General features: G+C 46.6%; 25 protein-coding genes, 4 tRNA genes and 1 pseudogene. 10 read left to right on the forward strand and 20 right to left on the reverse strand.

Annotated features, from left to right (window positions below):
* Positions 1 to 91: 91 nt before the first annotated feature.
* From MHB78_RS23920 to MHB78_RS23970, 11 genes are all read right to left on the reverse strand, one after another.
* Complete coding sequence (locus tag MHB78_RS23920) at positions 92 to 1,303, reverse strand: S1C family serine protease (RefSeq protein WP_046130583.1); 1,212 nt, start codon at positions 1,301 to 1,303, stop codon at positions 92 to 94.
* A gap of 81 nt (positions 1,304 to 1,384) precedes the next feature.
* Positions 1,385 to 2,179, reverse strand: a complete 795-nt coding sequence (locus MHB78_RS23925) for an MBL fold metallo-hydrolase (RefSeq protein WP_046130584.1) — start codon at positions 2,177 to 2,179, stop codon at positions 1,385 to 1,387.
* A 14-nt stretch (positions 2,180 to 2,193) separates the two neighbouring features.
* Positions 2,194 to 3,036: a two-component system regulatory protein YycI gene (gene yycI / locus MHB78_RS23930; RefSeq protein WP_340033294.1), complete on the reverse strand. Its 843-nt coding sequence runs from the start codon at positions 3,034 to 3,036 to the stop codon at positions 2,194 to 2,196.
* Positions 3,023 to 4,387 carry a two-component system activity regulator YycH gene (gene yycH, locus MHB78_RS23935; protein ID WP_046130586.1) on the reverse strand — a complete coding sequence of 455 codons (1,365 nt, stop codon included), beginning with the start codon at positions 4,385 to 4,387 and terminating at the stop codon, positions 3,023 to 3,025. Before yycH ends, yycI begins: the two co-directional genes overlap by 14 nt.
* On the reverse strand, positions 4,377 to 6,221 hold the full coding sequence (gene walK, locus MHB78_RS23940) for a cell wall metabolism sensor histidine kinase WalK (protein WP_046130587.1): 1,845 nt from the start codon (positions 6,219 to 6,221) through the stop codon (positions 4,377 to 4,379). Before walK ends, yycH begins: the two co-directional genes overlap by 11 nt.
* 7 nt (positions 6,222 to 6,228) lie before the next feature.
* On the reverse strand, positions 6,229 to 6,936 hold the full coding sequence (gene walR / locus MHB78_RS23945; protein ID WP_046130588.1) for a cell wall metabolism DNA-binding response regulator WalR: 708 nt from the start codon (positions 6,934 to 6,936) through the stop codon (positions 6,229 to 6,231).
* 384 nt (positions 6,937 to 7,320) lie between these two features.
* Positions 7,321 to 7,393 (reverse strand) — tRNA-Phe (locus tag MHB78_RS23950).
* A gap of 10 nt (positions 7,394 to 7,403) precedes the next feature.
* Positions 7,404 to 7,480: transfer RNA gene (locus MHB78_RS23955), tRNA-Asp, on the reverse strand.
* Positions 7,481 to 7,570: 90 nt separating this feature from the next.
* Positions 7,571 to 7,642 (reverse strand) — tRNA-Glu (locus MHB78_RS23960).
* A gap of 10 nt (positions 7,643 to 7,652) precedes the next feature.
* A tRNA-Lys gene (locus tag MHB78_RS23965) sits at positions 7,653 to 7,728 on the reverse strand.
* A gap of 271 nt (positions 7,729 to 7,999) precedes the next feature.
* Positions 8,000 to 9,292, reverse strand: coding sequence for an adenylosuccinate synthase (locus MHB78_RS23970; protein WP_046129414.1), 1,293 nt, complete (start codon positions 9,290 to 9,292; stop codon positions 8,000 to 8,002).
* A gap of 256 nt (positions 9,293 to 9,548) precedes the next feature.
* Between MHB78_RS23970 and MHB78_RS23975 the strand changes: the two genes are divergently transcribed.
* Positions 9,549 to 9,815: a holin gene (locus MHB78_RS23975; protein ID WP_046129415.1), complete on the forward strand. Its 267-nt coding sequence runs from the start codon at positions 9,549 to 9,551 to the stop codon at positions 9,813 to 9,815.
* Positions 9,816 to 9,833: 18 nt separating this feature from the next.
* Here the strand turns inward: MHB78_RS23975 and dnaB are convergent, their stop codons facing one another.
* On the reverse strand, positions 9,834 to 11,198 hold the full coding sequence (gene dnaB, locus MHB78_RS23980; protein ID WP_046129416.1) for a replicative DNA helicase: 1,365 nt from the start codon (positions 11,196 to 11,198) through the stop codon (positions 9,834 to 9,836).
* Positions 11,199 to 11,328: 130 nt separating this feature from the next.
* On the reverse strand, positions 11,329 to 11,547 hold the full coding sequence (locus MHB78_RS23985; RefSeq protein ID WP_046129417.1) for a hypothetical protein: 219 nt from the start codon (positions 11,545 to 11,547) through the stop codon (positions 11,329 to 11,331).
* A 130-nt stretch (positions 11,548 to 11,677) separates the two neighbouring features.
* Between MHB78_RS23985 and MHB78_RS23990 the strand changes: the two genes are divergently transcribed.
* From MHB78_RS23990 to nagE, 7 genes are all read left to right on the forward strand, one after another.
* Entirely contained in the window at positions 11,678 to 11,770 is a 93-nt protein-coding gene (locus tag MHB78_RS23990) for a YycC family protein (protein WP_128748418.1), read from the forward strand.
* Between the two features lie 68 nt (positions 11,771 to 11,838).
* Positions 11,839 to 13,044, forward strand: a complete 1,206-nt coding sequence (locus MHB78_RS23995; RefSeq protein ID WP_046129418.1) for an MFS transporter — start codon at positions 11,839 to 11,841, stop codon at positions 13,042 to 13,044.
* Positions 13,045 to 13,223: 179 nt separating this feature from the next.
* Positions 13,224 to 14,423 carry an N-acetylglucosamine-6-phosphate deacetylase gene (gene nagA / locus MHB78_RS24000; protein WP_099047084.1) on the forward strand — a complete coding sequence of 400 codons (1,200 nt, stop codon included), beginning with the start codon at positions 13,224 to 13,226 and terminating at the stop codon, positions 14,421 to 14,423.
* A gap of 2 nt (positions 14,424 to 14,425) precedes the next feature.
* Positions 14,426 to 15,172: a glucosamine-6-phosphate deaminase gene (gene nagB / locus MHB78_RS24005; RefSeq protein WP_046129419.1), complete on the forward strand. Its 747-nt coding sequence runs from the start codon at positions 14,426 to 14,428 to the stop codon at positions 15,170 to 15,172.
* On the forward strand, positions 15,169 to 15,900 hold the full coding sequence (locus MHB78_RS24010) for a GntR family transcriptional regulator (protein ID WP_046129420.1): 732 nt from the start codon (positions 15,169 to 15,171) through the stop codon (positions 15,898 to 15,900). Before nagB ends, MHB78_RS24010 begins: the two co-directional genes overlap by 4 nt.
* A complete protein-coding gene (gene murQ / locus MHB78_RS24015; RefSeq protein ID WP_046129421.1) occupies positions 15,897 to 16,796 on the forward strand; it encodes an N-acetylmuramic acid 6-phosphate etherase in 900 nt (299 codons plus the stop codon). Before MHB78_RS24010 ends, murQ begins: the two co-directional genes overlap by 4 nt.
* Complete coding sequence (gene nagE / locus MHB78_RS24020) at positions 16,796 to 18,163, forward strand: N-acetylglucosamine-specific PTS transporter subunit IIBC (RefSeq protein ID WP_340033296.1); 1,368 nt, start codon at positions 16,796 to 16,798, stop codon at positions 18,161 to 18,163. Before murQ ends, nagE begins: the two co-directional genes overlap by 1 nt.
* 29 nt (positions 18,164 to 18,192) lie before the next feature.
* On the opposite strand, the gene rplI is transcribed toward nagE, so the two are convergent.
* From rplI to MHB78_RS24040, 4 genes are all read right to left on the reverse strand, one after another.
* The gene (gene rplI, locus MHB78_RS24025) at positions 18,193 to 18,642 is read right to left on the reverse strand and encodes a 50S ribosomal protein L9 (protein ID WP_046129423.1); all 450 of its coding nucleotides are present in this window, start codon (positions 18,640 to 18,642) and stop codon (positions 18,193 to 18,195) included.
* Entirely contained in the window at positions 18,639 to 20,621 is a 1,983-nt protein-coding gene (locus MHB78_RS24030) for a DHH family phosphoesterase (RefSeq protein ID WP_046129424.1), read from the reverse strand. The genes rplI and MHB78_RS24030 overlap by 4 nt, the downstream gene beginning before the upstream one ends.
* A gap of 34 nt (positions 20,622 to 20,655) precedes the next feature.
* Entirely contained in the window at positions 20,656 to 21,591 is a 936-nt protein-coding gene (locus tag MHB78_RS24035; protein ID WP_046129425.1) for a DUF2232 domain-containing protein, read from the reverse strand.
* A gap of 232 nt (positions 21,592 to 21,823) precedes the next feature.
* Entirely contained in the window at positions 21,824 to 21,964 is a 141-nt protein-coding gene (locus MHB78_RS24040) for a hypothetical protein (RefSeq protein WP_046129426.1), read from the reverse strand.
* A gap of 144 nt (positions 21,965 to 22,108) precedes the next feature.
* On the opposite strand from MHB78_RS24040, the pseudogene MHB78_RS24045 reads away from it, so the two are divergent.
* Positions 22,109 to 22,568 (forward strand): annotated as a pseudogene (locus tag MHB78_RS24045) (spore coat protein).
* Positions 22,569 to 22,616: 48 nt separating this feature from the next.
* Here MHB78_RS24045 and MHB78_RS24050 read toward each other — a convergent pair.
* Entirely contained in the window at positions 22,617 to 24,077 is a 1,461-nt protein-coding gene (locus tag MHB78_RS24050; RefSeq protein WP_082094031.1) for a SulP family inorganic anion transporter, read from the reverse strand.
* Between the two features lie 184 nt (positions 24,078 to 24,261).
* Between MHB78_RS24050 and MHB78_RS24055 the strand changes: the two genes are divergently transcribed.
* Positions 24,262 to 25,560 (forward strand): MFS transporter, encoded by a 1,299-nt coding sequence (locus MHB78_RS24055; RefSeq protein WP_046129427.1) that lies wholly within the window; start codon positions 24,262 to 24,264, stop codon positions 25,558 to 25,560.
* Positions 25,561 to 25,668: 108 nt separating this feature from the next.
* Here MHB78_RS24055 and rpsR read toward each other — a convergent pair whose 3' ends face one another.
* Positions 25,669 to 25,908, reverse strand: coding sequence for a 30S ribosomal protein S18 (gene rpsR / locus MHB78_RS24060; protein ID WP_003178022.1), 240 nt, complete (start codon positions 25,906 to 25,908; stop codon positions 25,669 to 25,671).
* A 43-nt stretch (positions 25,909 to 25,951) separates the two neighbouring features.
* A complete protein-coding gene (gene ssbA / locus MHB78_RS24065; RefSeq protein ID WP_046129428.1) occupies positions 25,952 to 26,464 on the reverse strand; it encodes a single-stranded DNA-binding protein SsbA in 513 nt (170 codons plus the stop codon).
* Positions 26,465 to 26,498 lie beyond the last annotated feature (34 nt).

Raw genomic sequence — 26,498 nt, forward strand, 5'->3', positions numbered from 1 at the left:
CGTTTTTTGGCCTTTTGACGAAATTCCTCAGCCGTTTCATAATGGACGCATACGAAAAACAGCCTGGCTGCAAAGGCCAGACTGTTCATGGTTAGCTCCCCAATTTGGATCGCGTAAGCTTCACTTTTGCCGTTTTTACTTTTCCGCGGTGGTAATACTTGAATGTCACGGTGTCACCGACTTTTTTTGTATAGAGCTTTTTGCGGAGATCGATGATATCGTACACCCGCTTGCCGTCAAATTCAACGATGACATCAAGGCCATTTAGCCCGGCTTTTGCAGCCGGAGATAATGCCTGCACGCTCATAACGACGACGCCCGATGTTACGTTTGTCGGCAGTTTAAGGGTTTCCTGCCAATGATAGCTTGCGATGTCGCCGAGCGATTTCATTTCGATTCCGAGATACGGACGTCTGACTTCGCCGTATGTTTCCAGATCGTTGATGACCGGAATCGCAAGGTTTGCCGGAATGCTCAATCCGATTCCTTCAACGGCGCTTTCGGCGATTTTCATCGAGTTAATGCCGATCACTTTCCCGTCAAGATCAAACAGCCCTCCGCCGCTGTTTCCCGGGTTAATCGCCGCATCCGTTTGCAATACTTCCGCATTCCAGTCCGGCTGGCCGTCATCATCTAAATCAACTGGAACGGCACGCTCTGTTCCCGAGATGATTCCTTGCGTTACAGAGCCCGAGAATTCGAGGCCGAGCGGGTTTCCGATCGCTATGACCGGTTCACCTGTTTTGACTTTATCTGAATTTCCGAAATCGGCAGCCGACTTTATTTTATTGCTTTTGACTTGAAGAACGGCAAGGTCCATCAGCTTGTCGCTGCCGATAAGCTTTGCCGGAATTCTGCTTCCGTCCTGCAAGCTGACTTCGAGTTGTGTTGCGCCTTCGATGACATGGTGGTTTGTCACGATATGGGATATGCTTCCGTTCTTTTTGTATACCACGCCGGAACCGGTTCCCGCTTCACCTTTTTCATCCCAGACACCCGTTTTTTGAATGTTGATGACGCCGACGACCGAATCAGACACTTTAGAGACCAGTCTTGTGACATCGGTATTTACATTGACCGAGACATTGCGAACGGCTCCGCCTTGTCCAGCCGCCTGGCTTCCGTCCGGTTCGGCGACTTGGAGGTTGTACGGCAAAAGCCCCTGCTGTGAGAGGTACGGCAGGGCAAATACCGTTAATAAAGCACCAATCACGGCGCCGACGAGGCTTGAAAACAAAAAGGTTCTCCAGTTTCTCGCCGGTTTTTCGCGAACGTATTTTTCATCATCATGATTAAACTCCACTATATTCAATCCTTTCAAGGAACGATATATGTATATAGTGTGGTTCACAAACAGTGAGATTAATCATTGATTCCGAAAAATTTATACCGCTGCAAGAGGTGTCGGTTTTTTTGGATCCGTATCATATAAATCAAACGTTTCACCTGTAATCAGGCCTTTTGCAGCAAGGGTTTGCTGCACTGACATTCTTGCGAGTTCCTTCATGTTGTTATCCTGGCTTAGATGGGCTAAGTAGATGCGCGATGTCTCATCACCGATGACGTCTGTCATCGCAAGCGCTGCGTCCTCATTTGATACATGGCCGACATCGCTTAAAATCCGCCGTTTAATATTCCACGGATAGCGGCCCATTTGCAGCATGCCGACGTCATGATTGCTTTCAAATACAAAAACGTTGGCCGACCTGATGATGCCCTTCATTCTATCGCTCACATAACCCGTATCCGTAATAAGCGCAAGTTTTCGCCCATTGTAGTGAAACACATAAAACATCGGCTCTGCTGCATCGTGGGATACGCCGAACGATTCGACATCAAGGGAGCCGAACGATTTTACCGTTTCCATCGGGAACACGAATTTTTGGCCGGTATCGATATTTCCGATGTGCCCTTCCATCGCCTTCCATGTCTTTTCATTCGCGTAAACGGGCAATTCGTATTTTCTTGCCAGCACGCCCAGTCCTTTAATATGGTCGCTGTGCTCATGCGTGACGAAAATGCCGTCAAGCTTGTCCAAGCTGCGGTCTATCTGGGCCATCAGCCCTTCGATTGCCTTCCCGCTAAGCCCTGCGTCTACTAAAAAAGCGTGGTCTTCGGTTTCCAAATAAAATGCATTTCCCGTACTCCCGCTCGCAAGTACGCTAAATTGCAGCCTCATGGTTCCTCACTCCATTATGATTTTTCCTTTCTCTCCTGTGACTGAAGAACGGCTCCATCCCGTGCATCAATGATGAATTCTTCATATATCGCGCCGTTGTCCGATTTGCGCTGTACTTCGATCCGCCAAACCGGTACGAAAATTTGTGCGCTTGCAAGAGGATATTGCGTGTAATACCCAATCTCGGCGGTTTTAATTTTGCTGTTAGGCTTAAGAAAATCAGGATAGTATAAAGCTTCAACCGCTCCGACAGCGGAAATCAGGTTTTCCGTTTTGACTTCTTTTATTTCTTTCAGCATCGACTGTTTGTACTTGACGACTTCATTTTTATCATTGTAAAACAAAACAACTTCGCCTATTTCATTTGCGGCATCATCTTTTTGGTTCTGAAAAATGTAGTCCCCTTTATACGTTTGAAAGAAAATGATCTGTTTTTGCGATTTGTCGACTTTCCAAAGCTTATACTTGCTTCCGTCCAGTAATTGCTCGTTCACAATTTCCCTGGCCTTCGTCTCCATGTCCTCTTTCGGCAGAAGGATCGGTTCTTCAAATCCCATCTCAATTTCAGTAAGGGAGTCTCCTTTTGACATGTCCATTAAAGGCTTTTGTCCTTTCAGCGATTTAATCTCGCTCGTTTTAAACACTTTTTTTTGTGCTGAAATCGAAGTGCCTTTTTGTGATTCCTTGGACAAGCTGTCATAAGTTATATGATCGGCTTTCATATCTTCCTGGAGCGTCGATTTTTCTAAAATCGGGAACTGGTTTTTGGTGCGCTTATCAAAATATTGAAAAGCCAAAAAGATATCAAGGATAAGGAAGACGATAATGAAGATTGTTTTCGTTCTATTCCACTCCATTTGCTTCGCCCTCCTTCACCGCTTCATTCGCCTTAGAAACGGGCTGTACTGTGCCGTTTATTTTAATGCACCATGTCGGCACCAGCTTGACAACCGGGTCTTGTTCTTCAGACACCGAGACCATTTCATAAGCAGGAAAAATTTGTTCAATGCTATCAAAATTGTATTCATCATGCTCTTTCAAGTACTCGATTAATTCCTTGCCGTTCATGATTTCTTTGCTTTTTTTGCTGAGAGGGTTTGAATTTGCCCCCAAAACATAGTTTGGATGCTTATAATCCAATATGTCATTATTGGCCCAGCGCAGATCGATGGAAGTCGTTCCAAAAGGCTGGCTTTGACTGTTGACGACCGGCAGCTGATCCATATACAGGTAAAAACTGATCTGCTGATTCTCATTTAAGCTGAAAAACTGGTAATCATCTGTCCAGCTTCCGGTATCGTTTAAATATTTAAAGCTTTTATTAATCAGCTCTCCATTTTGATAAGATGAACTCGGCTCTAAGTTGCGGTGCTGAAACTTCACCTGTCTGTTGTTCGAATAAATTTCCAAAAGGCTGGTTCCATCAGTGTAAATAGGATTGTTTAAATTCGTCTCCTGCCGAACGGTTTCAGGGTCATCAAACAAAGCCTTTTTAAATCGGCTTGGGCTGATCGTTTCCGTAAAGTACTCTTTTTCTGTCAGGTGCAGCCTGTTAACAGGAAGGAGCACATCTCTTCTTGAATTAATGGCATACGCCTTGTAGGCAGGCATACGCGATTTTTCCTTGTAGATTTCCGACACGATGTTTCGATAATTAGCCGATTCAATATCAGCTTCAACGACCGTTTCTTTGCTGAAGGAAACAAAATAAATCTTTTTCGTTCCGCTTCCTTCGTCGATAGGAAGGACAATCCTGTCAAAAGAGTTATATTCATAAGAATTCGCACTCCATTTGAACAGCGGCTGCAAAACGTCAAGCGGAATGCTGTCACTGAAGACAAGGTCCAATTTTGGATCTTTGTTTGAAGCATAAAGCCAATCTTTGAACTGCTGTTTGCCAAAGGTATCTGAAATGTCTTTCAGCGATTTGACTTCCCAGCGGCTCATATCATCCCACAGCTGCGTGTAAAGCGTTAAATCGTTTAGCAAATAGTGTTTTCCCTTGTCATGTATAAACATTTGCTGCGGTTTAACCGCTTCGTTCAATAATTTGGTCTGATTTGTGATCGGCTGCTTATCGCTTACCTGCGCCTTGGAGTTGGAGATCTTTTCGTAATTGCCCTGAAACCCCCAAATGTTAAAGGTAAAAAGAAGACTGATCAAAACTAAAACGGACAATACTATCGTTTTAATTGTTTCACGCTTCATCCCAATCATCCTCTTTTTCCTCTTTGTACGGCAGGGTAAATGTGATCGTTGTTCCTTTTCCTTCGATGCTGTCGGCCCAGATGTCTCCGCCGTGAGCCTGCACCATTTCTTTTGCGATTGCCAGACCAAGACCTGTGCCGCCGAGCTTTCTCGTTCTCGCTTTATCGACGCGGTAGAAACGTTCGAAAATCCGCTCCATATCCTTTCTTGGAATGCCGACGCCTTCATCTTTGACGCTGATATAAAGAAGCTCTTCTTCTTCATTTACATCGACGGAGAAGGTAATATGGCCTCCCTCAGGAGAATATTTCAATGCGTTTGAAATAATATTATCCAACACCTGCGTAATTTTATCAGGATCCATTTCGACATACAGATCTCTGTCAGGAAGATGGCTGATAAAATCGACATGCTGTTCCTTTGTCATTTCAAAACGCTCAATAATAAGAGAGAAGAAGCGGATAAAATGAATCCATTCCTTGTTGAATTGGTAATCCCTGCTGTCAAATTTTGAAAGTTGAAGCAGGTCATTGACGAGCCTGATCATCCGTTCTGTTTCATTTTGCGTGACATTCAGGAAATGCGGCGCAATATTTGCGTCCTGCCAAGCGCCTTCAGCCAGCGCTTCTAAATAGCTTCGCATCGTCGTCAACGGTGTTCTGAGCTCATGAGACACGTTTGCCACAAACTCTCTTCTTTCCTGGTCAATCTGTTCCTGTTCAGTGACATCGTAAATGACCGCGATTAATCCGTCGATCTTTCCGTGCTCTTTTTGTATCACCGAAAAGTTAACGCGAAGCACAGAAGTTCTTTCTTCCTGTTCAATCTCAAGAATGAGAGAATCCTGCTGTTCGACTAAATCTTCAAACGTATATTCTTTATCAAGGCCGAGCAATGTAGTAATCGGCATTTCGAGAGCAGTTTCACGTGAAACATTCAAAAGCTCCAATGCCGGTGTATTTAATAGTATGATGGCGCCGTTTCGGTTTGTCGCGATGACCCCATCCGTCATATATGCGATAACAGAAGATAGTTTCTTCCGTTCGCCTTCCGTCATCGACTGTGCTTCTTTCAGTTCTCTCGTTAAATAATTAAAGGTCGTGGCGAGCTGGCCAATTTCGTCGTTTCCATATTTCCTGACCTTTCGGGAGAAATTCCCTTTCGCCAGTTCGATTGCCTGCTTTCGCATATCTGAAAGCGGGTGTGTAATGGTCCGCGCCACAAACACTCCCAAAAAGGCAGTGATCCCAAGTGCAAGGATCGTTCCTGAAGCTAAAATCGTATTGATCATCCGGATTTGATTGTAGACATCGTCCATTGAAGCTACGACATAAATCGCTCCGATCGTCTCTTCATTGGCTTTTTTAATCGGAGTGACGGAAATTTGGACTCTGCTGTCCCGTACCGGATCAAAAAATTTGTTTTCATACGGCTGACCGACAAGCAGCGTTCTTTTTATGATGCCTTCCGTTGTCTTTTTTCCGGCTACTTCCCTGTTATACGGATTGGAAGTCGCAATGACTTCATAGCTTTTGTCAATCAGGCTGACCTCTAGAATTTTGCCTTCCTTGCTGAAATCGCTTAAAATCCGCTCAGCATCCTCCTTCAACGTTGTGGAGGATGGTGTGCCTCTGTCTTTCGTCATCTCCTGTTCAAGATAATACGACAGATTGTTTACCCGCTGATCGAGTGATTCCTTATACGTATCGAGAAGGTATTTCTCCATCGCATTTACGAAGTACACGCCGATAATTTGCATCGCGACGATAATGAGCAGTACGTATATTAACGTAAACTTGAAATGAATGGATCGAAAAAAACCGACTTTGTTCATTTGGTCATTAGTCCTGTTCCGGATTTCTCAAATAATAACCGACACCGCGTCTCGTCACGATCCAGCTCGGGTGGCTCGGATTATCTTCGATTTTTTCGCGAAGGCGGCGTACGGTGACATCAACTGTGCGGACATCACCAAAATAATCGTACCCCCACACCGTTTGCAGCAGATGTTCGCGGGTCATGACTTGTCCGATATGTTTTGCAAGGTAGTGAAGCAGCTCAAATTCCCTGTGGGTCAGCTCGATTGTCTCATCGCGTTTTGACACAACATAGGCATCCGGAAAAATGACGAGCGATCCGATTTGGATTTCGTTTGTCGTTTGCTCTTCTTCAGCAGGCGCAGCCGTAGTCTGCCGTCTCAGGTTCGCTTTGACACGGGCCAATAGTTCGCGGGTACTGAAAGGCTTTGTGACATAGTCGTCAGCACCGAGCTCAAGACCGATGACCTTGTCGATTTCGGAATCTTTTGCGGTCAGCATGATGATCGGCATATCATATTTTTTACGGACCTCACGGCATACTTCCACACCGTCTTTGTTCGGAAGCATGATATCGAGAAGGATTAAATCAGGATTCAGCTCCTCGACCATCTCAAGCGCTTCATTGCCGTCATAAGCGCAATGAACATCATAGCCTTCTTTTTTCAGATTAAACTCTAAAATATCGGCAATCGGCTTTTCGTCATCTACAACAAGTATCTTTTTTTCCATTACTTATTCCTCCTGGTTCAGGGTTTGTTTACAGTGTTTATATTAAGTTCATGTCGTAACATTCAAAATAGATTTCTTATACATTATAACGTTTATGAGACAAAAATTAAAAAAATAGTTATAAGGAAATGAATTGGTAATATCCCCCATTCATAATATTTCAGCTTCTTTCTCACCAATTAAATTTCTGTTACTTTTTTTACTGAAAAGTGAAACATCTTTCGTTTTTGAACGTCTATATAGTAACGTCTTCTTCTTTGGCCGGCTGCTCCGGCCTCTCTTTTTTTCTCTCTCATAAACGCTCCGCTGCTTTTCAAAAAAAATTTCCGCTAAAGCTTAACCTATAAGAAAAACGCATCTGCTAAAAGCAGACGCGCTTTAAAGTGGCTCGGGACGGAATCGAACCGCCGACACACGGATTTTCAGTCCGTTGCTCTACCAACTGAGCTACCGAGCCTTTATGTAAATGGCGGTCCGGACGGGACTCGAACCCGCGACCTCCTGCGTGACAGGCAGGCATTCTAACCAACTGAACTACCGGACCGTATATTTTATTTACAGTACCTGCTCCGGAAAGGAATCGTGGTCCTTCCGAAGCAAGCGGGGATTTAGCAATAATGCTAAGTAAAATCAATGACCCGTACGGGATTCGAACCCGTGTTACCGCCGTGAAAGGGCGGTGTCTTAACCGCTTGACCAACGGGCCATATGGTAAATGGTGAGCCATGAAGGACTCGAACCTTCGACCCTCTGATTAAAAGTCAGATGCTCTACCAACTGAGCTAATGGCTCTTGTCGTTGTTTTCGCAACAACGAGATTTATATTATCATAGAACGAACAGAAGTGGCAATATGTTTTTTTATTTTTTTCTCTATTTATTTTTTCCTGCCATGGTTTCCCCCGTTCCTTCGCGGTTTATAGACAGCTTAAAATTGCCAGGTGAGCATTCATTCCTTATCATTGCTCAAGGCTCCGCCAAAATCCCGGGAGGCTGACGGCCTTCTCTTCTGCGAATCAACCCGTAAAAAACAAAGCCTCTGCAGATTGCAGAGGCTAAATCGGTTAATTCGGACGGTAGACGCTTCTGACGACGTTTGTCTGAGAGCGGTCAGGACCGACTGAGAAAATCGAAAGCGGAATGCCTGTCAGCTGTGAGATGCGCTCAAGGTAGTGGCGGGCATTCTCAGGCAGGTCGCTGAGGCTTTTCGCTCCTGTGATGTCCTCAGTCCAGCCCGGCATTTCTTCATATACCGGTTCACATTCTGCCAAGGCTTTCAGGCTTGCAGGGAATTCTTCAAGAATTTCTCCGCGATACTTGTAAGCGACGCAGATTTTCACGGTTTCGATTCCGGTCAGTACATCAATGGAATTGAGAGAAAGATCAGTAATTCCGCTGACGCGGCGGGCATGGCGGACAACCACGCTGTCGAACCAGCCGACGCGGCGCGGACGTCCTGTTGTTGTTCCGTATTCGCGGCCGACCTCACGGATTTGGTCTCCGATCTCATCGTTAAGCTCAGTCGGGAACGGACCGTCTCCGACGCGGGTCGTGTATGCTTTCGATACCCCGACGACATGCTTGATTTTTGTAGGACCGACGCCTGAACCGATCGTCACGCCGCCGGCAACCGGGTTGGAAGACGTAACAAACGGATATGTTCCTTGGTCGATATCAAGCATAACCCCTTGTGCGCCTTCAAACAGGACGCGACGTCCGTCGTCTAGCGCGTCGTTTAAGACAACCGATGTGTCGCATACGTACTGTTTGATTTGCTGGCCGTATTCATAATATTCATCAAGAATGTCTTCGATTTTAAACCCTTCTGCTTCGTACATTTTTTCAAGCAGGCGGTTTTTCTCGTCTAAATTGCGGGCGAGCTTTTCTTCAAAAACGTCGCGGTCCAAAAGGTCGGCAATGCGGATTCCCACGCGGGCCGCTTTGTCCATATAAGCCGGGCCGATTCCTTTTTTCGTCGTTCCGATTTTGTTGGCCCCTTTCCGTTCTTCTTCCACCGCGTCAAGCTTCAAATGATACGGCAGAATGACATGGGCTCTGTTTGAGATTCTCAGGTTGTCTGTCGCGACATTGCGTTCATGAAGATATGCAAGCTCTGCAACCAATGCTTTCGGATCAACGACCATGCCGTTTCCGATCACACATATTTTATCTTTATAAAAAATACCGGATGGGATTAAATGAAGCTTATACGTTACCCCGTTGAATTTAATCGTATGTCCTGCGTTATTTCCACCTTGGTACCGTGCGATAACCTCTGCGTTCTCTGAAAGGAAATCGGTAATTTTGCCTTTCCCTTCGTCACCCCACTGCGTACCGACAACAACTACTGAAGACATATCCGTGCACCTCCGTTAACCTTTTCAAACGATATCAATATCAAACACATTCAGTTTATCAGTGTAAGAAGGCAAAGTCAATCGTAAATCCGAACATTTATTTTTTTCACAAAACATATTGTTCGTTATTGATTTATATATTTCTTTTTTGGGAGATGTTTTTAAGATAAAATCTCAAAAACTACATTTTTATTGGACAAATACACATAAAACGCCGTCTTCTTCAATATGAAATTAGTAAGGAGGGGAATGTCCAATGGAAACCGTATTGATTTTTGCTTCCGTATTATCGCCCATCATTTTGGCGCTTGTCGAGCTGGTGAAAAAAACGGTAAGAGTGCCCAAAAATTTGATTCCGCTTACGTCTCTATTGATTGGTTTTCTGATCGGAGCCGCCGCATATCCGTTTACAGAACTTGAGCTTGTTCTGCGATTATGGGCCGGCGGTCTGGCAGGCTTAACGGCAACCGGCCTGTTTGAGATCGGCAAAAACCGCGGAACAAGAAACAAAAAAAATCCCTAAGAAGCAATTCTTAGGGATCTATGCACCAGGCGGAACACCTGCGTCGTCAAAACGGCGCTCCAAGTTTACGAACTTATTATATTCTTTTACAAATGCGAGTGATACGGTGCCGACCGGGCCGTTCCGCTGTTTAGCAATAATGATCTCGATAATGTTTTTATTCTCTGTTTCTTTATCATAATAATCGTCACGATACAGGAAGGCGACGATGTCGGCGTCCTGCTCGATACTTCCCGATTCCCGGATGTCTGACATCATCGGACGCTTGTCTTGGCGCTGCTCAACGCCGCGGGAAAGCTGGGAAAGCGCGATGACCGGAACTTCGAGCTCCCTCGCCAGCGCTTTCAGGGAACGGGATATTTCCGATACTTCCTGCTGACGGTTGTCTTTTGATCTGCCGCTTCCCTGGATGAGCTGCAAATAGTCGATCAAAATCATGCCGAGTCCGTGCTCCTGCTTTAAACGCCTGCATTTTGAACGGATTTCGCTGACCCTGATACCCGGAGTATCGTCAATGAAAATTCCGCTGTTTGACAGGCTCCCCATCGCCATTGTCAGCTTGCCCCAGTCCTCTTCCGTCAAATTTCCGGTACGGAGATTTTGGGCGTTGATATTTCCCTCGGCGCAAAGCATCCGCATGACCAGCTGCTCTGCCCCCATCTCAAGACTGAAGATCGCGACGCTTTCGTCCGTTTTCGTCGCTACGTTTTGCGCGATGTTCAAGGCAAAGGCGGTTTTCCCGACCGACGGACGCGCGGCGACGATGATCAGGTCGTTTCTCTGGAATCCGGCCGTCATTCTGTCAAGCTCCGTGAAGCCGGTCGGGATTCCGGTGATATCCCCTTTCCGGTTGTGAAGCTGTTCGATATTATCGTAGGTTTGAACGAGAACATCCTTAATATTTTGAAAGGCGCCCGAGTTTTTCCGCTGGGCGACTTCCATAATCGTTTTTTCTGCTTCGCTTAAAAGGTCTTCGACTTCGTCCTCCCTTGTATATCCGTCCTGCGCAATCGTCGTTGCGGTGCGGATCAAGCGGCGGAGAATCGATTTTTCTTCCACGATTTTTGCGTAATACTCTATATTAGCCGCAGTAGGCACAGAATTTGCAATATCCGTCAAATAAGAAATCCCGCCGACTTCTTCCAAAAGGCCGGTATTTGCAAGCTCTGATGTGACTGTCACCAAGTCCACAGGCTCGCCGCGGTCCCCCAGAATCAGCATGGCGTTGAATATTTTTTGGTGCGACATTCTGTAAAAATCATCTGGAATTAAGACTTCAGACGCCAACGTGAGCGCGGAAGGCTCTAAAAAAACAGCACCTAACACGGCCTGTTCAGCTTCAATATTCTGCGGCGGCAGCCTGTCATTCAGAAGATCTGTCATGTTAAGCACCGTCCTCCCATTAAAAATAACCCAACGTCTATTTTATCATTTTTACAAAAAATATAGTAGACTCTCTATTAAAATGGGCATTTTTAGAAATGGGCAGAGGAAACAAACCGGTGCGGCGGCATTATTCCGCTCTTTTGTTCCAATTGTCTTTAAACAGCATGCCGACCATTACATCGGTCGCTTTCTGATACAGCTCCCATTCTTCGTAAGCGGCAAATTTCATGCGCAGCGTTTGCAACGCGTTGCGCATATCTTTCGACTCTTCAAACGTATACATCCCCTGCGCTCTGACCTGCTGCTCATACAATTTCTTTTTTAATGCCGATAACGGTGTGTTCATCACATCACCTCCTGTTTTATTTATATCCTTTATTTGTTTTTCTTCCAACCAACCCGTTATATGATGTTACAATGATTGTTGGGAACAATATTTACTGTTGCGCCCCTTTTCCACTTTAGTACAATAGAAAATATCGAAGTCTTTACATATTCCTACTGAACAAATCATGCATATGCCGCAGCATATTTTGCCTGCGAAGCTGGCCGAAACAGAGGAAGAGTAACCTTGGACCTCGTTTCCGGGTTTCTTTTTCATGCCACTTGTTCACCCGAAAGCAAAGGAGAATACACCATGCACCACATTGACGCACGACGGACCCGCATCAACAGAATCTTTCTCATTGCGGGAATTATATTCATCGCTTTTAATCTAAGGCCCGCCATTACATCTGTCGGACCGCTGATCAGTTCGATCCGTACCGATCTGGATATGACAAACGGAATGGCAGGTTTTTTGACGACTTTGCCGCTATTGTCTTTTGCGTTTCTTTCCCCGGTCACCCCCAAGCTGGGACAACGGCTGGGCAATGAAAGAACACTCTGGATCGGTCTGGTCGTTCTTTTGATCGGAATTTTGCTCCGCTCCTACGGGGAAGCGTTCACATTGTTTGCCGGAACCGCTCTGATCGGCGTCGGCATCGCTGTCTTAAACGTTCTGCTGCCGAGCCTGATCAAACATAAATTCCCTGATAAAGCGGGAATCATGACGAGTATTTATACGACGGCCATGTCGATATTTGCGGCTTTGGCATCAGGGATCAGCATTCCCCTTTCCCACGGTTTGGACTGGGGATGGAGCGCCTCACTCATGGTCTGGGCGGGACTGGCCTTTTTGGCGATATTGATCTGGGTTCCCCAGCTCCGCTATCATGACACGGCAAACCGCACAGTTCAGTTGAAAGCAGACGGGCAATCGGTCTGGCGGTCGAAAATCGCCTGGCAAGTCACATTTTTTATGGGGATTCAGTCTTTCCTGTTTTACTGTACGATCGCTTGGCTTCCCGAAATCCTCAGATCCCACGGGATGAGCATGTCGCTTGCAGGCTGGATGCTTTCGCTTATGCAGTTTGCCAGCCTTCCGTCAACGTTTTTAACCCCGGTTCTCGCCGGCCGTTTCCGCGACCAAAAAAGCATCGTCCTCGGACTCGGCATTCTTTATTTATCCGGAATGGCGGGCCTTTTGTACGGCGGCAGCCCGGCCATGCTGACCTTTTGGGTGATCTTGATCGGAGTCGGACAAGGCTCTAGCATCAGCTTGGCCTTGACATTAATCGGACTGCGGAGCGAGAATGCGCATCAAGCCGCAGCTTTATCAGGAATGTCACAGTCCGCCGGTTACTTGCTGGCGGCGATCGGCCCGAGCTTTGTCGGTTTTCTGTATGATCATACGCATTCCTGGAACGGACCGATCCTCCTGTTCATCGCCGCACTGATCGCCTTGATCGGGACAGGCCTCGGCGCGGGAAGAAATCTCTATATATACGCAAAAGCCGCTTAAAAAGCCGACCATCGAGTCGGCTTTTTTACGTCATAAAATTCTGACAATAAAGCGGCCAAATAAATGATTCTTCATGATCATCATATGCCAGAAAAAATAAATTTTCGCGAATGGTCTAGACAACTAGAATTATACTATTCTATACTTATGATAACGTTTTCAAGAAAGGACTTTTGACTGTGTTGATAAAAAAATCTCAGCGCTTTATTTTTAAGCACCTTACGATTTATGGCGAAAATGAAACGATTCAAGACGGATTTCTTCTGACGAACGGAGAAAAGATTGAGGCTTACGGACCAATGGCCGATATTCCCGATTCAGCGGAGACGGCCGAGCCGCTTCAGTTCCCGGAGAACTTCAAAGTGCTGCCGGGCATGATTGACGTTCATATTCACGGCGCCGATGGAGCCGATGTGATGGACGGGACGCAGGAAGCGTTAAAGACGATGGCTGAAGCACTTCCGAAGGAGGGCACGACAAGCTTTCTAGCGACCACGATGACACAGGATGCGTCAACCATCGAACGCGCCCTTGAAAATGCAAAACGGTATCAATCAGAGCAAAATCAGCCCGGTGCGGCGGAAATACTCGGGATTCACCTGGAAGGCCCTTTTATTTCGGAAAAACGCTGCGGAGCCCAGCCGGCCGATGCCATCATTTCGCCCGATCTTGCGGTATTCAAAGAATGGCAGCGGCTGTCGGGGAATAACATTAAATTAGTTACAATCGCGCCTGAGGCCGAAGGGGCTTTAGAACTGATCGCCTATTTGAAAGAGACCGGCGTTATCGCGTCAGCCGGTCACTCCGACGCGGGGCTCGAAGAAATGAAAGCCGGGATAAAAGCCGGGATTTCACATGTGACCCATTTATTTAACGGCATGCGGGGCCTTCATCACCGCGAGCCGGGAGTTGCGGGAAGCGCCCTTTTATATCCTGAGCTTAAGACGGAGCTGATTGCCGACGGCATCCATGTCCACCCTGCCGTTGTCAAATTGACGTTCATGCAAAAACAAAAAGAAGGCATCATTTTGATCACGGATGCCATGCGCGCCAAATGCTTACAGAACGGAACTTACACATTAGGGGGACAGGAAGTTTTCGTCGAAGGCGAAAAAGCCGTTTTACAGGACGGAACATTGGCCGGAAGCATTCTTAAGATGGAACAGGCCGCGAGGAACATGATGGAATTCGCAGATTGCGCGCTCGAGGACATCGTCTATATGACGGCGGTCAATCCTGCCAAACAGCTTCAGGTGTTTGATCGGAAAGGCAGCATTCGAAACGGCAAAGACGCCGACCTGATCGTATTAAACGAACATAACGAAATCGTTCTCACGCTATGTAAAGGAGCAATCGCTTACAGCAAAAGGGAGGTTTGATCATGAAAATCATTGAAGCCAGGAATTATGAGGATATGAGCAAAAAAGCGGCCAGCTTCATCATCGAAAAAATAAACGGTTCATCAGCGCCCGTGCTCGGGCTGGCCACCGGAGGAACGCCGCTTGGAACATACCGGTTCCTGCGGGAAGACCATCTGAACAATCAAACGTCTTACCAGCATGTCTATACAGTGAATTTAGACGAGTATGTCGGCCTTTCGCCTGATGATGACAACAGCTATACGTTTTACATGAAAAAGGAGCTTTTTGGCCACATCGACATTCCGGCGAGCCATACTCATTTGCCTGACGGAATGGCCGCAGATCTGCAAGGCGAGTGCCGGCGCTACGAATCTTTGATCGAGCGGCTCGGAGGCGTTGATCTGCAATTGCTCGGCCTCGGCATGAACGGCCACATCGGCTTCAATGAGCCGGGGACGCCCTTTTCATCTGAAACACATGTCGTTGAACTGACCGATTCTACAAGAAAGGCAAATGCCCGTTATTTTAATTCTCTGTCATCCGTGCCTGCTCAGGCCGTCACGATGGGCATTGCAACGATCATGAGAAGCAAACAGATTCTGCTGCTCGTGTCAGGAGAGAAAAAGGCCGGCATTCTGGCAAAGCTGCTCAGCGAACAACCGAATGAGGACATTCCTGCTTCCGTCTTAAACATGCACCGGGACGTGGTGATCATCGCTGACAGTGACGCATTATCGGTTGTAAAAGAAAGGAGCATTGCCTTTTGATCAAAAAAGATTCCCACATTCCTATATACTACCAAATCGAAACCGAAATTAAGAAGCTCGCAGAAACGAAAGATTTAAAACCCGGAGACCTCATCCCCTCTGAAAGGGAATTTGCCGAAAAATACGAAGTGAGCAGAATGACCGTCAGGCAAGCTGTCAACAATCTCGTAAATGAAGGGATTCTGGTCAGGCAGCGGGGAAAAGGAACCTTTATTGCCGAACCAAAGATCGAGCAGCCTCTTCAAGGCCTGACGAGCTTTTCCGAAGACATGAAGTCAAGAGGCATGACGCCGGGGACGAAGATGCTCGGCTTCGGGATCATTCCGTGTGATCATAGAACGGCTGCAAAGCTTGAGATACCTGAAGGTTCTTCCGTCTATGAAGTCAAACGGATCCGCCTTGCCGATAAGATTCCGATGGCTTATGAAATTTCTTATCTGCCTGTTGAACTTGTCAAAGGCCTTACAGAAGAAATTATGAATGCTTCGCTGTACGACTATGTGGAAAACAAGCTGTCCCTTACAATCGACAGAGCCGCGCAAACGCTTGAGCCTTCCATCGCACAGCAGGCCGAAAGCGAACCGCTGGACATCGAGGTAGGATCACCCGTCCTTTTAATCGAACGATGCAGCTATTTAACAAACGGCAGGCCGTTTGAGATGGTGAAATCGGTTTACAGAGGAGACCGCTACAAATTCGTAATCGACATGAAGAGGAAAGAACGATGAAAACAACAGAAGGAACAAACGCAAAAAGCAAAGCACTCGATGAGATGACTTCGCTCGATATCGTCGCACTGATGAACGAGGAAGACCATACGGTGCCGCAAGCCGTCAAACCGTGTCTTCCCGATATCGCCCATGCCGCCGACACGATTGTCAGCCGCCTTCAGTCGGGAGGCAGGGTGTTTGCCGCAGGAGCAGGCACGAGCGGAAGGCTTGCCGTCCTTGACGCCGCCGAACTGCCGCCGACATTCTCGCTTGACGAACGTCAGTGGGTCGGTCTGATTGCCGGACATTACGAGGCCATGTGGAAGCCGATCGAAGAAAATGAAGACGACCGGGACATCATCGTCTCCCAGCTCAAGGCACATTCATTTTCAGAAGCGGATGTGTTCATCGGCGTCACAGCCAGCGGTTCAACGCCTTATGTCCTTGCGGGATTATCCTATGCAAAAGAGATGGGAGCCGTCTCCGTTTCGATCAGCTGCAACAAGGAAACGGAAGCAGCCAGGTTCAGCGACATTGCGATCGAGGCTGAGACAGGACCGGAAATTATCCGCGGCTCGACCCGCTTAAAAGCGGGAACGGCTCAAAAACTGATTCTCAACATGCTGTCAACTGCGGCAATGGTCCGTCTCGGCCACGTCTATCAAAACGAGATGGTCAATATGCAATTGGTCAATCAAAAGCTCAAAAACCGGGCCGCAGGCATTTTAATGAACACGACCGGCTTATCACGGGACGAAGCGTTACAGGCTTTAAAAGAAAGCCGCTACAACGTCAAAGCTGCGATTTTTATGGTGCTGACGGGCGGGACGCTTGAAGAGGCAGACCGCTGTTTATCCTATGAAAATGGCCGTTTAAAACACGCGATTCAATATCATCGAAAGGGGTTTTCATGATGCTTGGTTTTCTTCAAAACATCGGGCGCGCTTTAATGCTGCCGATCGCCGTTCTTCCTGCCGCGGGCCTTTTGCTCGCTTTGGGAAGAGCAGATTTGTTCAACATTCCGTTTATCGCCGCCTCAGGACAATCGATCCTTGATCAATTGCCGATCATCTTTGCAATCGGGGTTGCCATCGGCTTATCGAAAGATGGACACGGGGCCGCAGCGCTGTCTGGAGCAATCGGCTATTTCGTGCTGACGGGCGGCCTTGCAGCGATCAATAAAGATTTGAACATGGGCGTGCTCGGCGGCATTATCTCGGGCGTGGTCGCCGCTATGATGTACAACCGCTTTAAAGATGCAAAACTTCCGGAATGGCTCGGCTTCTTCGGCGGTAAACGCTGCGTTCCGATTATGACGGCCATGTCTTCTATCATTCTCGCGGCCATTTTCGGGTTTGTCTGGATATACGCACAGCAGGCGATCGATGCCGTCGGAAGCTGGATCATTCATGCCGGAGCGGTCGGCGTCGGAATTTTTGGCCTTTTAAACAGATTGCTGCTTCCGCTGGGGCTTCATCACATTTTAAACAACATGGTATGGATGGTATTTGGAGAATTTGCCGGCAAAACGGGCGACATGAACCGATTCTTTGCCGGGGATCCGAGTGCCGGCGCGTTTATGACGGGCTTCTTTCCGATCATGATGTTCGGCCTTCCTGCCGCATGTCTGGCTATGATTGCAGCCGCTAAAAAACACCGCCGCAAAGCAACGGCCGGATTTTTGATCGGCTTGGCGTTCACGTCGTTTTTAACCGGGATCACGGAACCTATTGAATTCACCTTTATGTTCCTGTCGCCATTGCTTTTCGGCATTCATGCCGTGTTAACGGCGAGCGCAATGGCCATTACCAATATGCTGGGCATCCATCACGGCTTTACGTTTTCTGCAGGTATCATCGATTATCTCTTAAACTTCGGAATCGCCACAAAGCCGCTGCTCCTGCTGCCGATCGGACTGGTGTACGGCGCCATTTATTTCGTCATGTTTTATTTCTTGATCACGAAGCTGAATTTAAAAACGCCTGGACGTGAAGACGAAGAAGAATCAGCTGCGCCGGCTGAAACAGAAACGGGTTCATCCAAATACGAAAGCCTTGCCGTCCAATACCTTAAAGCCCTGGGCGGAAAGGAAAACATCGATACGCTGAACAACTGCGTGACCCGCCTCCGCCTCAAAATCCGCGACGCATCCAAGCTGGACGAAAAATCGCTGAAAACGCTGGGGGCCAAGGGGATCGTCAAGCTGTACCAGCACGAAATACAGGTAATCGTCGGCACAGATGTTGAATTTTTGGCAAACGAAATGCGGAAAGATTTATAAAAAAAAGCCCCTCTTGCAGGGGCTTTATCTTATGATTGCTCTTTCACGTGTACTTTCAGCGTCGCCTGTACCTCCGGATGCAGCTTAACCGGGACGTTTGTATATCCCAGCGTGCGAATGGCATCGTTCAGTTCAATTTTCCGCTTATCAACTTTTAATTGGTGTCCCTTTTGCAGCGCATCGGCAATCTGCTTGCTTGTGACAGAACCGAACAGACGGCCGCCTTCCCCTGACTTGGCAGAAAGCTCAACCGTAATGTTTTCAAGCTTTTCTTTCATCTCTTTAGCCTGCTTCAGCTCTTCAGCCGCTTCTTTTTTCTCTTTCTTCTTCTGTCCTTCAAGCGCGCTGATGTTGGAAGGTGTTGCTTCAACAGCAAGGCCTTTTTTGATCAAAAAGTTGTGCGCGTATCCGTCTGCCACGTTTTTGACCTCGCCTTTTTTCCCTTTGCCTTTTACATCCTGTAAAAAAATTACCTTCATGTCTCATTGCCTCCTTCAAAATACTCGTCAATCGCTTCTTTTAGACGGCGGAGCGCCTCCTCAACCGAGACATCCGTCAGTTGTGTAGCGGCATTTGTTAAATGCCCCCCGCCTTCAAGAGCCTCCATGATGATTTGAACGTTTACCTCGCCTAGCGATCTTGCACTGATGCATACCGTGCTCTCGTCTCTTCTCGCCACTGCAAAAGAAGCTTCAACCTCGCTCATCGAAAGAAGAGAATCCGCGGCTTGAGCGATAATGACCTGGTCAAAATAGTCATCATCCCCGCCGCCGGGCAGAGATGCAATGGCGATACCCTCTTTATAAAAGGATGTATGCTGAATGAGCCTCGCCCTTTTAATATAATGATCGGCTGTCTCTTTCAAAAACTTTTGCACAAGCACGGTGTCGGCGCCCTTAGCCCTCAAGTATGAGGCCGCATCAAACGTACGGGAGCCGGTACGGAGAGAAAAGCTTTTTGTATCGACGATAATCCCTGCCAGCAGTGCGGTCGCTTCAATCATATTGAGTTTCAGGCGTTTCGGCTGATACTCAAGCAGCTCAGTGACAAGCTCAGCCGTCGACGAAGCGTATGGCTCCATATAGACGAGCAGCGGATCTTTAATAAATTCTTCTCCTCTTCTATGATGATCGATTACGACGACATTTTCAATTTTATTGACCAGTCTCTCTTCAATAACAAAAGACGGCCTGTGCGTATCGACGATCACAAGCAGCGTATCATCTTTGGCAATCTCAAGCGCTTCTTCAGGCGTAATAAACCGCGACCAGAGCTCTTCGTATTTTTTGATTTCCCCGATTAGCCGCTGAACGCTTGCACCGATCTGATCGGAGTCAATCACGACGAATCCGTCTTTTCCGTTTGCCTGCGCCACTTTTAAAATCCCGATCGCCGAACCGATGGAATCCATATCGGGATACTTATGCCCCATGATGATGACATTGCTGCTTTCAGAAACGATTTCCTTAAGCGCATGGGAAATCACCCGTGCTCTAACCCGTGTCCGCTTTTCCATCGGGTTCGTTTTTCCGCCGTAAAATTTCACTTTTCCGTTCGGCTGCTTGATCGCCACCTGGTCGCCGCCGCGGCCAAGCGCCAGATCAAGGCTTGATTGCGCAAGGTCGCCAAGCTCTTTCAAAGAGGAGACAGACGCGCCGATCCCGATGCTTAAAGTTAGCGAAATGGCATGAACAGACGTCTTTTCCCGGATTTCATCGAGAATTGAAAACTTCGATGCTTCCAATTCGCTTAAAATGTGCTCGTTTAAAACACCGATAAACCGCTCGGATGAAATCCGCTTGAGAAAAATGTCGTATTGTTTGGCCCATTGATTCAGAAGGGATGTCACTTCACTGTTCATCGTGCTTCTTGTCTGGTCATCAAGACCTTGTGTTACATCATCATAATTGTCTAAAAATATGTAAGCCAGAACCGTTCGTTCGTTTTCATACTGCTTCTCAATCTGCGTTTGCTCTGTGACATCAAAGAAGTATAAGAGCTTTTCTTCCCTTTTAATGACGACGTTAAATTTCCGGTCGTTTAAGGTGATCGTTTCCGTATCGACTTCCTGCTTGATCAAAGGTACGACCGATTCGCAAATATCATAAAGCGACCTTCCGACGAGCGTACTTTCGCTAAAGCATGACGCCATGAACGGATTCGCCCATTCAACATAATACTGGTCATTGAAAAGCATGATCCCGATCGGCATTTCCAGCAGCGCTTCTTCCCCGACTTTTTTCAGCCTGTAGGACAAAGTCGAGATATAGTCATCCAATTCTTGTCTGATTTGAGAATCCGCACGTTTTAAAAAGAATAAAATGACGCCAAGGATAAGGACGCCGGCCGCTCCTGCCACCCAATTAAAATAAACGTTGATGAGGACAGAAATGATTGTGACGATAATTAAAGAATAAATGGGATATCGAAATAACGGTTTTTCATAAAAACTTGGCACTCCAATCAACTCCTCACCACCAGAGAGAACATCATCACGATGATTTCTTTACTTTCTCCCTTAAGTTAAAACCTATGTCAATTATACCCAAGATACGGACAAGATACATCAAGGGCGTAAGCAGCCCGAAGATCAAAAAAAGAACCGGCAGGGCCGTTGGCAGCTTTTTGGCGTGACAAAAATAAAAAACGAATGAAAAACCTTGAATGGCAATAATGAACCCCATCATCACGCTCGCATTTAAAATAATCGAGTAGAACACGCTTCCCTCTTCAGCAGGTGCCAGCGACAGAAGAATCGTCAGCAAATACAGCCAAATCGTGCCCTGTGGAAGCTTCAGCTCCCTAAAAGGCTTCAGGGACGGAATTTGCATGGCAAAACGCCGCAGCACCGGCTTTGCGATCAGATGGTTTAAAAATGCGGTGATGGCGGAAAAGATCACGATCACCGTCGGATATAAATACTGCGCCTGTTTTAATTGTACTCTGACGAGTTCCAGCTGTTTCGCCGCCTCATCGTCATTTCCAAACTGCTTCATAATCGATTCAGACATTTTGAATGATTCATTATATGATTGATTGATCTCTTCTATTAAGTTTAACCCGAGAAACTGAATGCTAATAAACAACAGCAGCACAATGGAAACCATATAAGCAACAGCGGCTGAAGCAATCGCCTGCGCAGGCTCGTTTTTTCTGTAATGAAACCCCATGAGAATCCCCGCGGCAGTTACGGGAACAGCGAAAGCCAGACCGCTCAAAGAGCCTGTTATCAGTGAAACAGGCAAGCTCACTAAGCCCATGAAAAGACCGGGCTTTACCCCGTGCCTGATCGTTTGAATCATGGCAGGCAAAGGCAATGCCAATAAGAGAAACGTTCCGACGAAAGGAAGATAGAGGCTTATCATCATTACAACGGCAAAAAGACTGACCAAAATAGCGCCCTCTACCAAAGCTCTTGTTTGTTTCACTTGTTCACCTCATATTTTTGTTTTCTGAATCCAAAAAGAGCAGCATGGACGACTGCTCTTTTTCCGTCGCAATTTCATTTTCAATAAGACGATAACATGAGCAGGTGCAAAGCCTTCTCTCATTGTTTCTTTAATTTTAACATAAGGGCAAATCTCAAGTAAAATAAGGCCAGCGGCGACGAAGGGAATGTTCCATGTGAAACATCCCCTTCTTTCAAGAAAAGCAGCTCAATCAATCTAAAAATCCGGATTTATCTTTATTTTTTTTCTTCGCCTTTCTGATCATAAACAAGATGATCAAAACCATGATCAATATCGTGATCCGAAGTCCTCCGCTCATAAATAAAAAGAAGTCTTTTACAGAATCCAGCACCCTTTATCACCTCTCACTTGTGTAATCACTCAGCTGAAAAATCTCATACTTAAGAATTCCCCTTTACGGTCTGAAACGTTCCTTTAACCTTTTGGGCGTTTTAGGCATATGCTATCAAAGAGAAAGCAATAAAGGAGAATGGATATGAGTCATACAAGAACATTGGCGTGGCATGAAACGCTGGAATTGCATGAACTGATCGCCACACAATCAGTAGGCTTAATCAAGGTGAAAAAGAGCCTGAAAAAGATTAGAGATCCCCAGCTCAGACACCTTTACAGCATGGCGGCAAGAGGATTGGAGGGGAATTTACGAGAGCTTCTCCCGTTTTTGCCGAAGGCTCCGGTTTTCCACCGGGATGATGAAAGAGCGGATCTTTTCTTTGAAGCAGGAGAGTTATTAGCATTGGCGAAAACAAGCGTCCGAAATTATGCAATCGCCATCACGGAAACGGCAACCCCTGAGCTCAGAAGAGTGCTGGTGAAGCAGATTAATGCAGCCATCAGGCTTCATGTACCAAAGAGGACTGTACCCTGCCTACAACCTCACTGAGCTCTTAAAGGGCGATGCGATGCACGCCCAGAAGGCGATTTCGATGCGATAAAAAACCAACCAGCAAGGATCTAATCCTTACTGGCTGGTTTTTTTTATATCAGGACACGGAACGCTCTGGCAGATGATATGTCGCCATCTTTTTGACGAGCCTGCCGCTTGATTCATTCAAGCCCGTCACCTCAACGTCCGCGCCTTGCTCCTTGTATTTCAGAATGATTTTATCGATTGCCGCAACGGCGGAATCGTCCCATATATGCGCTTCTGAAAAATCAAAAATAACCTTTTTGGCGTCATCGTCTATTTCGATGGATTTTACAAGGTCGTGTACAGATGCAAAGAAAATTTGACCTTTGAGCATGTATATTTTTTCTTTTCCGGTTGATGCGGTATCGACTTTGATTTTAGAAATTTTCGCCGCAAAAAAGATCGCGCTTAAGATGACGCCGGCAAACACGCCTTTTGACAAATCATGCGTGGCTACGACGGTAATGACTGTCACCAGCATGACAATCGAATCGGTAAGCGGCACCTTTTTCAACATGCCGAATGAAGACCAGTCAAATGTTCCGATGGAAACCATAATCATGACCCCTGCCAAAGCAGCCATCGGAATTTGGACGACCCAATCGCCCAGCACCATGATCAAAAACATTAAGAAAACACCTGCCACAAAAGTGGACAAACGTCCTCTTCCTCCTGATTTTACATTGATCACGGACTGGCCGATCATCGCACAGCCTGCCATGCCCCCGAAAAACCCGGCAACGATATTGGCTATTCCCTGACCGCGGCTTTCCCTATGTTTGTCGCTTTCCGTTTCCGTCATGTCATCCACAATAGAAGATGTTAATAATGATTCCAAAAGACCGACGATGGAAAGAGCAAAAGCAGTCGGAAAAATGATCGACAACGTGTCAAAGTTTAAAGGAATATTCGGGATCATAAAAGATGGCAAAGATTGCTTAATCTCTCCCAAATCTCCGACCGTGCGAAGATCAAGATGGCCGAAAATAGAAAATGCGGTCATGGCAATGATCGCAACAAGAGCAGATGGAATGGCTTTTGTGAAGCGGGGCAAAATGTAAATAATCAACAATGTAATACCGACAACCACATACGTCATATACGAAACTCCAACAAAATGGGGAACCTGGACCAAAAAGATCAAAATGGCCAGCGCATTTACGAAACCTACCATAACCGACCGTGGAATAAATTTCATAAAGCGCGCGATTTTCAGTAACCCAAATATGAATTGGATGATTCCGGTTAAAATCGTAGTCGCAAACAAATACTCGATGCCATAATCCCTGACCAGCGTACCCATTAAGAGAGCCATCGCTCCCGTTGCAGCCGAAATCATCGCCGGCCGCCCTCCTGCAAACGAAATCACAACAGCAATACAAAACGACGCATACAAACCGACCATCGGGTCTACGCCCGCAATAATGGAAAACGCAATGGCTTCGGGAATGAGAGCCAGCGCTACGACGATACCCGAAAGGATATCACCCCGTACATTTGAAAACCATTCGCTATTTAATTGTTTGATACTCAAAATATTCAACACCTCTTTTATCTGTTTTGCTTCCAACTCTCATAGAAGCCGTCTGTTTTTAACATGATTCACTTTAGCAAACATGCATCTAAATGTCTATATAGTTTTTCCGTTATCAGAAAGTGCAAAAAGGGAATGTATTTTGAAAAAAGAGATCAATCTAAGGAAAAGAGGAGGTTTCATCATGGCGCAAGAGCTGGAAAAACGGCCGGGACATACAAGATGGTATATTTCATCACTATTAAGCAGCATGATCATTTTAAATTACTTTGACCGTGTCGCCATTTCTGTCGCAGCTCCTGCGATACAGGACTCCTTTCAATTGACGGCGACACAATTGGGCGTGGTCTTTTCGATATATACTTATTCCTATACCCTCATGCAGCTTCCCGTCGGCAGCCTGCTGGACAGGTTCGGCGTCGCCTGGGTAACAAGGATCGGAATGACGATTTGGAGCCTTTTAACGGTCATTTTGGCTTTTTTGCACGGAAAACTGCTGTTATATATCGTTCGTTTTTTAATCGGACTGACAAGCGCATCGGCGTTTCCCGCAGCTTCGAAAGCGACCGCCCTCTGGTTTCCGCCGAACGAACGCGGCCTTGCCAATTCGTTGTTTGATTCGGCTGCGAAATTTGCAAATGTAATCGGTGCGCCGCTCGTTGCATTCCTTGTGACGACGTATGACTGGCGGACCGCATTTTTGACGATCGGAATCATGAATATATGTTTTACGATCTTTTTCTGGTGGTATTATGAGCAGCCTGACCGGCACAAATTGGTCTCAAAGGAAGAGCTTCATTACATTCAAAAGCATAATGCCGTATCAACTGAAGAAATATCAGAACGTACAATAGACGCCCTGAAAACGATGATAACAAACCGAAAAGCATGGGGACTGATGATCGGGTTTACGGGTTACGGTTATACGTTCAACCTGCTGTTAACTTGGCTCCCCACCTTTTTTAAAGAAACCTATGGACTGGACATCATGTCATCAGGACTGTTTACGGCCGTTCCCTGGCTTATCTCGACCATCTCCGGAATCATTGTCGGCGGATGGCTTGTCGACTCTTTGATAAAAAAGGGGCATTCAAATACAAAAGTGTATCAAACGATCATCGTGATCGGCATGAGCCTGGGATTTGCTTTTTTAGGCGCGATTTTCACGCATAACATCATCATTGCAATCATTTGCATTTCCGTCGGACTGGCAGGGATTTCGGCAACAGCGCCCATCGGCTGGTCCATTTCGGCTGATATTGCCCCTCCGGGCTCCATCTCCCTTCTCAGTTCGATGGTCAATCTCGCCAATAATCTGTTTGGCGGTATTATTGCGGTGTCATTGACGGGATATTTGGTCGACATGACCGGGTCTTTTACCCTCAGTTTCCTCGTCGCGGGATTTGTTTTGCTGCTGGGGCTCGTTTTCTACCTGGCCGTCCTCGGAGATATAGAGCGGATTCATGTATCGAGAAACAAATAAAGTTTCACTATTTGGAAAATATTATAACAATTACTTTGATTTAGCCATTTATTCAAAATAAAAAAGAACAAGAACCGCATAGGGCTCTTGTTCTTTTTATATCTCAGCTTACTCGCCTGCTACGTATGGAAGTAAAGCCATTTGACGAGCGCGTTTGATTGCAACAGTCAATTTGCGTTGGTATTTCGCGCTTGTTCCTGTTACACGGCGTGGTAAAATTTTACCGCGCTCAGAGATAAATTTTCTAAGAAGATCTACATCTTTGTAGTCGATATGCGTAATTCCGTTAGAAGTGAAATAACACACTTTACGGCGTTTCGCACGACCGCCTCTGCGTCCTCCTGCCATTGCTATTTCCCTCCTTTCTTTTTTTAAGTCCGTCCGTCATCCATTAAAACGGCAAGTCATCATCTGAGATGTCAATCGGTTTGCCGTCGTTTGCAAATGGATCGTCATTAAAGCTGTTGCTTTGATTGCGATTCTGATTGCTCTGACCGCCGCCAAATGGATTCTGATCGTTTTGTCCGCCGCCAAAGTACTGGCCTCCCTGGCCTCCGCTGTAACCGCCGGCACCAGAACCGCCGCCTTTAGGCTCCAGAAATTGAACACTTTCAGCTTGAACTTCCGTCACATATACGCGCTGTCCTTGCTGATTTTCGTAGTTCCTCGTTTGCAAACGTCCATCTACACCCGCAAGGCTTCCTTTTTTAAGGAAATTCGCAACATTTTCAGCTTGTCTTCTCCAAACGACACAGTTGATGAAATCTGCTTCACGTTCGCCCTGCTGATTCGTAAACGTACGGTTTACAGCGAGCGTAAAGGTGGCAACTGCCGCACCGCTGGGAGTATAACGAAGCTCTGGGTCCTTTGTCAGTCTGCCGACTAAAACAACTCGGTTAAGCATATGAGAGACCATCCTTTTGCTTTAGAATATATCA

The sequence above is a fragment of the Bacillus sp. FSL K6-0138 genome (assembly GCF_037982765.1).
In the GTDB taxonomy this organism is placed as follows: domain Bacteria; phylum Bacillota; class Bacilli; order Bacillales; family Bacillaceae; genus Bacillus; species Bacillus glycinifermentans.

What these genes read in the sequence shown, in the direction of transcription:
- ssbA (WP_046129428.1), bottom strand. Translation starts at nt 26,464, where the DNA reads ATGCTTAACCGAGTTGTTTTAGTCGGCAGACTGACAAAGGACCCAGAG.
- walK (WP_046130587.1), bottom strand. Translation starts at nt 6,221, where the DNA reads ATGAACAAAGTCGGTTTTTTTCGATCCATTCATTTCAAGTTTACGTTA.
- yycI (WP_340033294.1), bottom strand. Translation starts at nt 3,036, where the DNA reads ATGGAGTGGAATAGAACGAAAACAATCTTCATTATCGTCTTCCTTATC.
- dnaB (WP_046129416.1), bottom strand. Translation starts at nt 11,198, where the DNA reads ATGACAGATCTTCTGAATGACAGGCTGCCGCCGCAGAATATTGAAGCT.
- nagE (WP_340033296.1), top strand. Translation starts at nt 16,796, where the DNA reads ATGCTTGGTTTTCTTCAAAACATCGGGCGCGCTTTAATGCTGCCGATC.
- MHB78_RS23925 (WP_046130584.1), bottom strand. Translation starts at nt 2,179, where the DNA reads ATGAGGCTGCAATTTAGCGTACTTGCGAGCGGGAGTACGGGAAATGCA.
- walR (WP_046130588.1), bottom strand. Translation starts at nt 6,936, where the DNA reads ATGGAAAAAAAGATACTTGTTGTAGATGACGAAAAGCCGATTGCCGAT.
- nagB (WP_046129419.1), top strand. Translation starts at nt 14,426, where the DNA reads ATGAAAATCATTGAAGCCAGGAATTATGAGGATATGAGCAAAAAAGCG.
- MHB78_RS23970 (WP_046129414.1), bottom strand. Translation starts at nt 9,292, where the DNA reads ATGTCTTCAGTAGTTGTTGTCGGTACGCAGTGGGGTGACGAAGGGAAA.
- rpsR (WP_003178022.1), bottom strand. Translation starts at nt 25,908, where the DNA reads ATGGCAGGAGGACGCAGAGGCGGTCGTGCGAAACGCCGTAAAGTGTGT.
- yycH (WP_046130586.1), bottom strand. Translation starts at nt 4,387, where the DNA reads ATGAAGCGTGAAACAATTAAAACGATAGTATTGTCCGTTTTAGTTTTG.
- rplI (WP_046129423.1), bottom strand. Translation starts at nt 18,642, where the DNA reads ATGAAGGTAATTTTTTTACAGGATGTAAAAGGCAAAGGGAAAAAAGGC.
- MHB78_RS23995 (WP_046129418.1), top strand. Translation starts at nt 11,839, where the DNA reads ATGCACCACATTGACGCACGACGGACCCGCATCAACAGAATCTTTCTC.
- MHB78_RS23985 (WP_046129417.1), bottom strand. Translation starts at nt 11,547, where the DNA reads ATGAACACACCGTTATCGGCATTAAAAAAGAAATTGTATGAGCAGCAG.
- MHB78_RS23975 (WP_046129415.1), top strand. Translation starts at nt 9,549, where the DNA reads ATGGAAACCGTATTGATTTTTGCTTCCGTATTATCGCCCATCATTTTG.
- murQ (WP_046129421.1), top strand. Translation starts at nt 15,897, where the DNA reads ATGAAAACAACAGAAGGAACAAACGCAAAAAGCAAAGCACTCGATGAG.
- MHB78_RS24055 (WP_046129427.1), top strand. Translation starts at nt 24,262, where the DNA reads ATGGCGCAAGAGCTGGAAAAACGGCCGGGACATACAAGATGGTATATT.